This window comes from Staphylococcus sp. MZ3 (assembly GCF_018622755.1).
Taxonomy (GTDB): domain Bacteria; phylum Bacillota; class Bacilli; order Staphylococcales; family Staphylococcaceae; genus Staphylococcus; species Staphylococcus aureus.
Genome location: NZ_CP076026.1, coordinates 2,610,333 through 2,622,796, shown reverse-complemented (window position 1 = coordinate 2,622,796; position 12,464 = coordinate 2,610,333). Strand labels below are relative to the sequence as shown.

General features: G+C 34.6%; 11 protein-coding genes. 7 read left to right on the top strand and 4 right to left on the bottom strand.

Features of this window, described 5'->3' with window-relative positions; translation table 11 throughout:
* Positions 1-63: 63 nt before the first annotated feature.
* From copZ to cwrA, 3 genes are all read right to left on the bottom strand, one after another.
* Positions 64-270 carry a copper chaperone CopZ gene (gene copZ, locus KI230_RS12910; protein WP_000076661.1) on the bottom strand — a complete coding sequence of 69 codons (207 nt, stop codon included), beginning with the start codon at positions 268-270 and terminating at the stop codon, positions 64-66.
* Positions 271-827: 557 nt separating this feature from the next.
* Positions 828-3,236, bottom strand: a complete 2,409-nt coding sequence (locus KI230_RS12905) for a heavy metal translocating P-type ATPase (RefSeq protein ID WP_045178179.1) — start codon at positions 3,234-3,236, stop codon at positions 828-830.
* 239 nt (positions 3,237-3,475) lie between these two features.
* Positions 3,476-3,667: a cell wall inhibition responsive protein CwrA gene (cwrA, locus tag KI230_RS12900; RefSeq protein WP_001221404.1), complete on the bottom strand. Its 192-nt coding sequence runs from the start codon at positions 3,665-3,667 to the stop codon at positions 3,476-3,478.
* 238 nt (positions 3,668-3,905) lie between these two features.
* Between cwrA and KI230_RS12895 the strand changes: the two genes are divergently transcribed.
* From KI230_RS12895 to KI230_RS12885, 3 genes are all read left to right on the top strand, one after another.
* Positions 3,906-4,505, top strand: coding sequence for a sugar O-acetyltransferase (locus KI230_RS12895; protein ID WP_214958282.1), 600 nt, complete (start codon positions 3,906-3,908; stop codon positions 4,503-4,505).
* A 189-nt stretch (positions 4,506-4,694) separates the two neighbouring features.
* A complete protein-coding gene (gene pruA / locus KI230_RS12890) occupies positions 4,695-6,239 on the top strand; it encodes an L-glutamate gamma-semialdehyde dehydrogenase (RefSeq protein WP_000259692.1) in 1,545 nt (514 codons plus the stop codon).
* 111 nt (positions 6,240-6,350) lie between these two features.
* Positions 6,351-6,518 (top strand): hypothetical protein, encoded by a 168-nt coding sequence (locus KI230_RS12885; RefSeq protein ID WP_001798825.1) that lies wholly within the window; start codon positions 6,351-6,353, stop codon positions 6,516-6,518.
* 76 nt (positions 6,519-6,594) lie between these two features.
* Here KI230_RS12885 and farR read toward each other — a convergent pair whose 3' ends face one another.
* Entirely contained in the window at positions 6,595-7,143 is a 549-nt protein-coding gene (farR, locus tag KI230_RS12880; protein WP_000665238.1) for a fatty acid efflux pump transcriptional regulator FarR, read from the bottom strand.
* A 144-nt stretch (positions 7,144-7,287) separates the two neighbouring features.
* Here farR and farE point away from each other — a divergent pair, with 144 nt between their 5' ends.
* From farE to KI230_RS12860, 4 genes are all read left to right on the top strand, one after another.
* Positions 7,288-9,777, top strand: coding sequence for a fatty acid efflux MMPL transporter FarE (gene farE / locus KI230_RS12875; protein WP_001051425.1), 2,490 nt, complete (start codon positions 7,288-7,290; stop codon positions 9,775-9,777).
* A 215-nt stretch (positions 9,778-9,992) separates the two neighbouring features.
* Positions 9,993-10,220, top strand: a complete 228-nt coding sequence (locus KI230_RS12870) for a FeoA family protein (RefSeq protein ID WP_000932073.1) — start codon at positions 9,993-9,995, stop codon at positions 10,218-10,220.
* 11 nt (positions 10,221-10,231) lie between these two features.
* Positions 10,232-12,226 (top strand): ferrous iron transport protein B, encoded by a 1,995-nt coding sequence (gene feoB / locus KI230_RS12865; RefSeq protein WP_045178174.1) that lies wholly within the window; start codon positions 10,232-10,234, stop codon positions 12,224-12,226.
* 12 nt (positions 12,227-12,238) lie between these two features.
* Positions 12,239-12,409: a FeoB-associated Cys-rich membrane protein gene (locus KI230_RS12860; protein ID WP_000111118.1), complete on the top strand. Its 171-nt coding sequence runs from the start codon at positions 12,239-12,241 to the stop codon at positions 12,407-12,409.
* Positions 12,410-12,464 lie beyond the last annotated feature (55 nt).

Here is a 12,464-nt window from a genome sequence, read left to right as displayed (position 1 = left end):
TTGTTGGGATTCTCATCAGTTCGATTTTTTAATTTGGTGTTGATGACGTTGAATATTGCCTAATTAAACGACATCGTAACCTTGATCTTCAATTGCGTCTTTCATTTGAGATACAGCAACTTTACTGTCATCATATTGAACACTTACTTGACCATTTTCAAGGTTAACGTCAGCTGAAGTGACACCGTCAATATTATTTAATGCAGATTCAACAGCACTTTTGCAGTGACCACAGCTCATACCTTCAACATTTAAAATTTCTTGTGACATAGCATTCACCTCCTTTTAGAGCCACTTATTATTTATAATAATTAGTGGCTCTTATGCAGTTGGAGCGAAGATCCAACTGTAAACCATAGTGTACTTATTATTTATAATAATTAGTGGCTCTTATGCAGTTGGAGCGAAGATCCAACTGTAAACCATAGTGTACTTATTATTTATAATAATTAGTGGCTCTTATGCAGTTGGAGCGAAGATCCAACTGTAAACCGTAGTGTACTTATTATTTATAATAATGTTGGAGAGCCTGAGACATAAATCAATGTTCAATGCTCTACAAAGTTATATTGGCAGTAGTTGACTGAACGAAAATACGCTTGTAACAAGCTTTTTTCAATTCTAGTCAACCTTGCCGGGGTGGGACGACGAAATAAATTTTACGAAAATATCATTTCTGTCCCACTCCCAAGATACACTAATTCGCCAAGCGAAAAGTGTAACTATATATGCAGTTGGAGCGAAGATCCAACTGTAAACCGCGACATTATAGAGCCAATCACTAGCCTATCTCAGAATCACCAACGAATCCTTCATTATTAAGGAATCTAGGCATCTTTACGGCGTGGTTCTAATCGCATCTTTTTCAATCTAAGTGCGTTTGTGACAACACTTACTGAACTTAGTGCCATTGCAGCACCAGCAACCCATGGCGCAAGTAAGCCCAATGCAGCTATAGGGATACCGGCAATATTATAGCCGAATGCCCAAAATAGATTTTGACGAATATTACGAATGGTTGCTTTACTTGCATAAATGGCTTTAGGAATAAGCATCAAGTCGCCACCAAGAATAGTAATATCAGCTGCTTCAATGGCAACTTCTGTACCTGTACCAATGGCGATACCGATATCAGCTTTAACTAATGCAGGTGCATCATTTACACCGTCACCAACCATCGCAACCTTCTTACCTTGTTGCTGTAGTTTCGTAATTTGTGCAGCTTTTTCTTCTGGTAAAATATCTGCAATAACAGTATCTATGCCTACTTGTTTAGCAATGGCTTGAGCAGTGTTTTTATTATCGCCAGTTAACATGGCAACTTCAATGCCCATATCATGCAATTGTTTTATAGCATCTTTGGCATGATCTTTTACAGTATCTGCCACTGCGATGATACCAGTTAATGAATAATTAACAGCAATGAGCATAGCAGTTTTACCATCTCGTTCATAATATGTTAAATCATCAGAAATATGCTTAGGCAAGCTAATATCATTGTCAGCCATTAATTTACGGTTACCAACCAATATATGGTGATGATCAATCGTTGCTTCAATACCATGGCCAGGTACTGCTTTAAATGTTGTTGTCTCAGTTAATGTTAATTGCTTTTCTTTTGCATAATTGACAATGGCTTCTGCCAATGGGTGTTCAGAATCTTTTTCAGCAGTAGCAAGCAGTTGTAGCGTTTGATCGTCGCCATGATAATCTGTCACGACTGGACGACCATTTGTAATGGTACCCGTCTTATCTAAAACGATGGTATCAATTTGATGTGTGCGTTCAACAAACTCGCCACCTTTAAATAAAATACCATTTTCAGCAGCGCGACCAGTACCTACCATAATAGAAGTTGGTGTAGCAAGTCCTAATGCGCATGGACAAGCAATGACAAGAACGGAAATACTCGCAACAAGTGCAGGTTCAAATGTACCTGGTGTAACTAAAGTAATCCACACGATAAATGTTAATAGTGCGATACCAACAACGATAGGAACGAAATAACCAGAAATAATATCTGCCAATCGTTGAATCGGCGCTTTAGAACTTTGAGCTTCTTCGACAACTTTAATAATATTTGCCAACGCAGTGTCCCCGCCAACTTTTGTTGCTGTCATAGTAATAGTACCGTTTTTGTTCATCGTTGAACCAATTATAGTATCATCAACATTCTTCTCAACAGGGATAGATTCACCTGTTAACATAGATTCGTCGATGGCAGTCATACCTTTAATAATTTTGCCATCAACAGGTATCTTTTCACCTGGTTTAACGATAAGTGTATCTCCAACATGTACTTCATTTAGAGGAATCATCACTTCATTACCATCTTTTAAAATGCGTGCTTCTTTAGCTTGTAAACTTAATAATTCGCCAAGCGCATTGGTTGTTTGAGACTTCGCTCTAGCTTCTAAATACTTACCGAATAAGATTAAGGTAAGTAGTACGGCGCTTGTTTCAAAGTATAAATGCGGTTGCGTTGTTGAGCCATTTAGCCAACGAACCATTTCATAAATACTGTAAAAATATGCTGCACTTGTACCAACAGCAACAAGTACATCCATATTGGCGCCACCATTTCTTAAGTTTTTATAAGCACCTACATAAAATTGCCATCCAATAATAAATTGTACAGGTGTAGCTAAAATAAATTGGAACCATGGATTCGTAAATAGTGCTGGTATATGCATATTGAAAAGATGCACAAACATTAACATTAATAGTGGTAAAGATAATACTGCTGATATGATAAGCTTAATCAATTTATGTTGTAGCGCTTCAGCTTTGCGTGACGTTTGATCTTTATTGTTATCTTTAATAGACGCGTCATAACCTAATTTTTGAATGCGAGTGACAAGTTTATCAGCATCTGTTTCTTCAGGATAATAGTCAACTTTAGCTTGCTCTGTTGTTAAATTGACCGTTGCATTTTGAACTCCGTCCATTTTATTTAACACTTTTTCAATACGGCTTGAGCATGCAGCACAAGTCATACCTGTAATGTCTAATTCGACAGTTTCTACAGTGACACCGTAACCTAAATGTTGAATCGTATTAATAAATTCTTGGACATCATGTTGATTAGGGTTATACTCAACAGTTGCTTTCTCTGTAGTTAAATTCACTTGGGCATTAACGTCATCAAGTTTATTCAGTTTCTTTTCGATACGATTTGAACATGCGGCACAAGTCATACCAGTGATATCTAATGTTGTTTTTTTCGTATTAGCCACATTATTGCCTCCCTGTGATTCATTGTTACACGTCTAATGTACCCCCTATAGGTATATAAGTCAATCGTTGCGTTTTACTTTTACCAATTTTAAAAAGAAAAAGAGAGATTGCCGTGCAAACATTGCACAACAATCTCTCTATTTAGCATCTATATAAAAGAAGTCGTAATTAATATTAAAGGATGTATGAATGAAAGGTAAAACTTAAATGACTTCTGGATTTGCAATTCTTAGGTGACTTAAAAGAAATCAGATGGGTTAAATTCTTTCGCATGTAAATTTTTAAAATTATTAAGATGGATGACTTTATCATCATCTTTGTTGTCTGACAACTGACGACTCGTGTCGTTTGTCATTTCGTAATCTTGTATCGTTTTGACCAAACCTAAAATGATTAAGATAGCAACTGTGCCTGTAATTAATATTCTCATCGCTATCATACTCCTTTATATTTCTCTTACTCACATTGTACGTTAATAGATTAAAAAATGAATGCGTCTGTAGTATTGAATTTATCTACTACTTTAGCAGTATTTGATGCGAGAATTGTATAGATAAGGGTGATAAGGTCATGATTTCATAATGTTATAGCGTATTAGTTGCATAGGCGAATGTTTATTTGATTAACTTTTAAACAAGTAAATAAGTTATTAGGAGTTGAAAGGTGTAATGACTGAAAAAGAAAAAATGTTAGCAGAAAAATGGTACGATGCAAACTTTGATCAAGACTTAATCAATGAACGTGCACGAGCGAAAGATATTTGCTTTGAATTAAATCATACAAGACCGAGTGCTACAAATAAAAGAAAGGAATTAATTGATCAATTATTTCAAACAACAACAGACAATGTAAGTATTTCGATTCCTTTTGATGCAGATTATGGTTGGAACGTTAAACTAGGAAAAAATGTCTATGTAAACACCAATTGTTATTTTATGGATGGTGGACAGATTACAATTGGCGATAATGTTTTTATAGGACCTAATTGTGGATTCTACACAGCGACACATCCACTTAATTTTCATCATAGAAATGAAGGTTTTGAAAAAGCCGGACCCATTCATATTGGCAGTAATACTTGGTTTGGCGGTCATGTAGCCGTGCTACCAGGGGTGACGATTGGAGAAGGTAGTGTGATTGGTGCTGGTAGTGTTGTCACTAAAGATATTCCGCCACACAGCTTAGCGGTTGGAAACCCTTGTAAAGTCGTTCGTAAAATTGATAATGACCTACCATCCGAAACATTAAATGACGAAACGATAAAGTAGCAGTTGCGACCCATATAAATTTTAAAAAGTAACCAATCAATTTCAAAATGCTTGAGAATAAGTGATAAAGTATAAAAATGAAAGCGATTGCAAAACTAACCTTAATCATAGTAAAATGAGTTTAAATGATGTTATATCATTAAATCAAAGGGTTAAACCACTTTCAAAATTTATAGGGGGTAAGTGTACATGGTAGTAGAATTTAAAAATGAACCTGGTTACGATTTTTCAGTCCAAGAAAATGTGGATATGTTTAAGAAAGCATTGAAAGACGTGGAAAAAGAATTAGGTCAAGACATACCATTAGTGATTAATGGAGAGAAGATTTTCAAAGATGACAAAATTAAATCAATCAATCCTGCAGACACATCACAAGTGATTGCAAATGCATCAAAGGCAACAAAACAAGATGTTGAAGATGCGTTTAAAGCAGCAAACGAAGCTTATAAATCTTGGAAAACATGGTCAGCAAATGATCGTGCAGAGCTTATGTTACGTGTTTCGGCAATTATTCGTCGTCGAAAAGCGGAAATTGCAGCAATTATGGTTTATGAAGCAGGTAAGCCATGGGATGAAGCAGTTGGTGATGCAGCTGAAGGTATTGATTTTATTGAATACTATGCACGTTCAATGATGGACTTGGCTCAAGGCAAGCCAGTACTTGATCGTGAAGGTGAACACAATAAATATTTCTATAAATCAATTGGTACAGGTGTTACAATTCCGCCGTGGAACTTCCCGTTTGCGATTATGGCTGGTACAACTTTAGCACCAGTTGTGGCAGGTAATACAGTGTTATTGAAACCTGCTGAGGATACACCTTATATCGCTTATAAATTAATGGAAATTTTAGAAGAAGCAGGATTACCAAAAGGCGTAGTTAACTTTGTTCCTGGTGATCCGAAAGAAATTGGTGATTACTTAGTTGATCATAAAGATACGCATTTCGTTACATTTACAGGATCACGTGCGACAGGTACTAGAATTTATGAACGTAGTGCCGTAGTTCAAGAAGGTCAAAACTTCTTGAAACGTGTTATCGCTGAAATGGGTGGTAAAGATGCCATTGTAGTTGATGAAAATATTGATACAGATATGGCGGCAGAAGCTATTGTAACGTCAGCGTTTGGTTTCTCTGGTCAAAAATGTTCTGCATGTTCACGTGCAATTGTGCATAAAGACGTTTATGACGAAGTATTAGAGAAATCAATCAAATTAACAAAAGAATTAACGTTGGGCAATACTGTAGACAATACGTATATGGGCCCAGTTATTAATAAAAAACAATTTGATAAGATTAAAAATTATATTGAGATTGGTAAAGAAGAAGGTAAATTAGAACAAGGTGGCGGCACTGATGATTCAAAAGGTTACTTTGTAGAACCAACAATCATTTCAGGACTTAAATCTAAAGATAGAATCATGCAAGAAGAAATTTTTGGTCCAGTTGTTGGCTTTGTGAAAGTTAACGATTTTGATGAAGCCATTGAGGTTGCAAATGATACAGATTACGGTTTAACTGGTGCAGTGATTACAAATAATCGCGAGCATTGGATTAAAGCGGTAAACGAATTTGATGTAGGTAATTTATACCTTAACAGAGGTTGTACTTCAGCAGTTGTTGGATACCATCCATTTGGTGGTTTCAAAATGTCAGGTACGGACGCTAAAACAGGTAGCCCAGACTACTTATTACACTTCTTAGAACAAAAGGTTGTTTCAGAAATGTTCTAATGCTTCATAATGAACAAGGGCCATCCATTGCGGTTGGCTCTTTTTATTTATAACTTTAAAAATTAAGTAATAGCAACCATATTTTTAGAAAAGGATTATAGGCATAAGAATGTGAGATATGTTATTTTAATAATCATGGCAATTGTATTAGCAATTTGGTCATTTAAACAACTGAGTCAAAGTCATTTAGATAGCGGATTTATTTTTTTCTTCATAGTTTATGTGTTGTGTATCAGTTATTTTAATAGCGATAAGCACGATAAAAATAAAAAACGATAGTAGTACACGAATTCATTAACGTGTACACTATCGTTTTTATTATGAATGTTGGTAACGCTCATGAGTTTCTCATCTACTATTTAATCTTAATATTGATTAATCTATGGAAAATGTTATCAATATCTTCGCCAGGCCAATCAATTTTTTCATCTTTTATCCAATGTATAAAACCTTCAATCAACGAGTCATAAATATAAAATATGAGATTATCTGGGATATCGCTGTCAATATCGATACGGTCTCTATTATTTTTGATATCGTTATGCATAATTTTAATGCAGACATTTTTTAATACTTTATTAAATTCAGCGTCTTCTTCTTGGAATTCTGCGATTTCTCTCAAATCCTCTTTATTATTAATCGTATCACTCATCGTTTGGAATGGATGGTTAAGGCGATCGCTAATGTCTCTGGCGAAATAGTCTTTAGTCAATTGATTGAACAAATACTCTAGAAGATCATATTTATCATAAAAATGTTTATAAAATGTTGTGCGGTGTACGAGTGCATTGTCGCAAATTTGATTGACAGTAATCGTTTGGAATAATTGCTGTTCTAACAATTGTAGCAAGCTACTCGACAATGCTTTTTTTGTCTTTATAACTCGTAAATCAGTCTCTTTCATCTACATTTCTCCTTTGTGTGTAGTTTAATATACAAAATTTTCCAATTGATTCTTTAAGAGGTCGGGGATAGATACTATAATCGAACAATAATCTACACTGTATATTTAAACTATAACGTTGATTTTAAAAGGAGGCAATATACTTTGGCAAAATTTTTATATAAGATGGGGACATTCATCGCAAAACATAAATGGTCCGCGGTCATTGCATGGATAGTGATTGTAGCTGCAATATTGATACCACTTGCTACAAATGCACCGAAATTTGACAATGATATTAAAATGACAGGATTAGAGTCGTTAGATACGAATAAAAAGATTGAAAAACATTTTAATCAAGATAGTGAAAAGGCACAAATACGTGTTGTCTTTAAGACGACTAAAGATGATGGTATTGTGCAACCGAACATTACTAAAGATATTAAGAAAACGTTAGATGATATTAAAAAAGATGACAAGCACATTGATAAAATATCAGATCCTTATGAAAATAAGCAAATTAGTAAAGATAAAACAACAGCATTTGCAGATATCACATATGACGTTAGTCAAACATCTTTAAAAGATGGCTCTAGAGATAATGTTAAAAGTCATTTGAAAGACTTACGTGACAATCATAATGTACAAACAGAGTTAACTGGTACAGGAATGACATCTACAGAAGTAGGCGGTAATTCTGAACTAGTTGGTATTATTGTTGCATTTGTAGTGTTATTGATTACATTTGGTTCAGTCATTGCTGCAGGATTACCAATTATAAGTGCATTGATTGGTCTAGCCTCTGGTGTAGGTATTATCAGTTTGTTAACTTATGCATTTGATATACCAAATGTCACATTGACATTAGCCGTAATGATTGGACTAGCAGTTGGTATCGATTATGCTTTGTTTATTTTATTCAGATATCGACAAGTTATGAAAACTGAAACAGATTACATTAAAGGCATTGGTCTTGCAATAGGAACAGCAGGTAGTGCAGTTGTTTTTGCTGGTGTAACAGTTGTAATTGCCGTATGTGGTTTATCATTAGTAGGCATTGACTTCTTAGCAGTGATGGGGTTTGCTTCGGCAATTAGTGTTATATTTGCTGTATTCAGTGCACTGACTTTATTACCTGCGTTAATTAGTATTTTCCATAAACGCATTAAAGTGAACAAATTGCAGTCTAATTTTAAAAAAGATATTGATACGCCTTGGTCTAAATTTATTACAGGAAATGCACTTGCGGCAGTATTACTAGGTTTAATCATATTAGTAGCAGCTGCAATACCAGTTAGTCATATGCGACTTGGTATTCCAGATGACGGTGTTAAACCAGCAGATTCTACACAGAAAAAAGCTTACGATATAATCTCGGATAAATTTGGTGAAGGATTTAATGGCCAAATTCCGATGTTGATAAATGTGAAAGATAAAAAGGATGATCCACAAGGATTACAACAAGATTTACAGTCTGTATATAAAGATATTAAAGATAAGAAAAATGTAGATATCGTTACGCCGCCACAAATGAGTAAAGATAATGATTACGCTTTGATGGTCGTAATACCTAAGCAAGGGCCTAATGCAGAGAGTACAAATGATTTAGTGCATGATTTACGAGATTATCATAAAGATGCACAAGATAAATATGGGTTCAAAACGGAGATTTCGGGACAAAGTGTCATTAATATTGATATGTCTAAAAAGTTAAATGAGGCGATACCTTTATTTGCCTCAGTCATTGTTGTATTAGCATTTTTCTTATTAATGATTGTCTTCCGTTCAATTCTAATACCATTAAAAGCAGTTTTAGGATTCGTCTTGTCATTAATGGCAACATTAGGATTTACAACATTAGTAATGCAAGATGGTTTTATGAAAGGTCTGTTTGGTATTGAAACGACAGGACCAATGCTAGCATTTTTACCGGTTATTACTATAGGTATCTTATTTGGATTAGCGATGGATTATGAAGTCTTCCTTATGTCGCGAATTCATGAAGAATATAGTAAAACAGGGGATAATGATTATTCTATCAAAGTAGGATTGAAAGAAAGCGGTCCTGTTATTGTAGCAGCTGCATTAATTATGTTTAGTGTCTTCTTTGCGTTTGTATTCCAAGAAGATGTCATGATTAAATCAATGGGTATGGCATTAGCGTTTGGTGTACTCTTTGATGCCTTCGTAGTCAGAATGATGTTAATTCCTGCATTAACGAAATTGTTTGGAAAAGGTTCGTGGTATTTACCAGCATGGTTGAATCGCATTATTCCACGAGTTGATATTGAAGGACATGCACTTGAAAAATATAAAACGGTTGAATCACAGGAATCTGAAGCTAAAGATAGTAAGGAAACATACGACACAACCTTTAAAGTATATCCACAAGGTGCAACAAATGTATCGAAACATCAAGATGCACATGGGCAAGATGATGCACATTCAATAGTACTAGATGATAAAACGATGGCATTGTACCAAGAAGTGAAACAGCAATCAGCAAGTTCATTGTTCTTATATGATGCTTTAATAGATTATCAAAACAAGCATCAACTAAATTCAAAACAACAAGCAACGAATATAGAACAGTTGAATAAAAATATTGAAAAGCTCAATCAATTGTTAGAAAAAAATCTACGAAATAAATCATAAAATAACATGTACATGCCTCCGCTTTAAATGTCTATCAATGACATTTGAAGCGGAGGTTTTTTGCATGGAAGTGATTATACAAAACATTTTTGCAATGTCACAAATTTTACATGAAAAATGAAAATTATTTAAATAAAGTATTGCGAGCTACAATTTTAAGGGTTATGATTTTTAAGTGATAATGATTATTATTTCTAATAGGAGAGCGAAATAGTATGTTAAACATTAAAAATGGTGAAATGAATAAGGCTTATAAAATAAAGCGAATGGATATTGCTAATGAGAATATGTTGTATCGTCTAAGTGCCTTTGGGTTAACAGATGACGCTATCATAACGATTAAACAAAAATGTTTATTTAAAGGGCCATGTATTATTGAAGTAAACGGACAACAGTTAAGTATTAGACATTGCGATGCTTGTTCTATTGCATTAGAAGAATAGGAGCCGGACGAATGGAAAATTATTGTATTTTAGGAAATCCTAATGTTGGTAAAACATCTTTGTTTAACGCTTTAACTGGTTCGTATGAATATATAGGCAACTGGAGTGGCGTAACGGTAGAGAAAAAAGTAGGGAAACTTAAAGAAAATGTAGGACAATTAATTGATTTACCAGGTACATATGATTTATCGCCGATTTCTAAAGATGAAACTGTAGTGACAGACTATTTATTAAACGATTCATTTTCAGGAATCATTAACATTGTTGATGCGAGTCAACTAAAAAGAAATATGCAATTAACAGTACAATTGTTAGAACTTAATCAACCAATATACATCGGATTAAATATGATTGATGTAGCTACAAAGCGCGGGATAAAAATCGATTATCATAAATTGATGAAAAAGTTAAAAACACCTATTTTTCCAGTTGTGGCACGTACAGGCAAAGGAACAAAATATTTACTTGGCGAAATAAAGCATCTAGGGGAAGGGTATCAACCGCATTTTAAAATCAATTATGGTGAGAAGATTGAAGAGACAATTAAAAATATGTGTCAAATAATAATGACAGAGACATCTCATGATAAGTATCAAGCTAGGTTTATTGCGATTCAATTCTTATTAAATAACATGCAAATTGCAAACGAACTTAATTCAGAGGTTGTAAATAAATTGTCGAGTTTACGTGATCAAGTTGCTGAACAAGTAGGGGCTGTATCTGTTCGTCGAGAGATGGAGCGTATACGCAATCATTATATTGAGACGTTATTGCAAGACGTGGTAACGTATCCAGATGAAGATAAGCAATATTTCAGCTCTAGAATAGACAAGATATTAACACATAAATATATAGGGATGCCTATCTTTCTAGCAATTATGTGGTTGATCTTTCAAACTACATTTACATGGATTGGCACACCTTTGTCGGATCAACTCGATGCATTTATAGGTGGTACATTTACAGATAGTGTGAAGACGATTATGAATTATCTAGGGGTTATACCATTTTTACAAGATTTAATTACAGATGGCATTATTGCTGGTGTAGGATCAGTATTAGTCTTTGTACCACAAATTGTTGTGCTCTTTTTCTTTATATCTTTATTAGAAGATTCAGGTTATATGGCACGTATTGCGGTTTTAATGGATCGTATTATGGAATCGTTCGGTTTAAGCGGGAAGTCTTTTATACCAATGATTATCGGATTTGGTTGTAATGTACCGAGTATTATGGCTGCGCGCAGTATTGAAAATGAAAAAGAGCGTTTAACAACGATATTAATTGCACCATTCATGTCATGCTCTGCTAGACTGCCAGTGTATGCGTTGTTCGTAGGTATCTTTTTCAAAGAGAATCAATCTTTAGTAGTATTAAGCCTGTATGTTTTAGGTATTATTATGGCATTTTTAGTCAGTACAGTACTTACTAAGACGATTTTAAAAAATGATAATGCAATCTTTATTGTGGAATTGCCAACATACCGTGTGCCTTCCATTAAAACGTTGTGGCGTAGTACTTGGGAAAAGGCTAAGGGCTTTGTTCGTAAAGCAGGTACATTTATTTTTGGCGGCTCAGTAGTCATTTGGCTATTAAGTTATGTAGGACCACATGGTATCAATGTGAATATCAATCAAAGTTTTTTACATATGGTTGGTAGTTTCTTTGGTATGTTAGTGCAACCGCTCGGATTTGGAACATGGCAAGCAGGTGCTACGTTAGTGCCAGGATTTTTAGCAAAAGAAGTTATCGTAAGTTCGATGGCGATTATCTATTCATCAGGTGATGCAGGCCTTGTTAATGTGATTCAAAATCAATTCACACCGCTATCTGCGTATGCATTTATGATATTTATACTATTGTATATTCCTTGTGTTTCTACAGTGGCAGCAATCCGTAAAGAGACTTATTCATGGAAATGGACGGCACTTGCAGTTGTCTATCCTCTAGTCACTGCATATGTCTTAACATTCATTTTTTATCAAATCGGACATTTATTTGTTTAAGGAGTGGTTAAAGTGTCAGTCATTATTAACATTTTAATTTTTTTAGCAATTTTCGGATATGCCTTGTATACACTAGTGAAATTTTTCAAACGTTCGAAACAAGGAAAATGTGGTACATGTGACATTAATCGTGATTGTTGTGGAACAGAACAGCACACAGCGAATCATTTTCCAGGGAAATAATTAAAAAAATGAGCACAGGCAAGGGCGACCTGATGCTCATTTTTGATGCGCGATA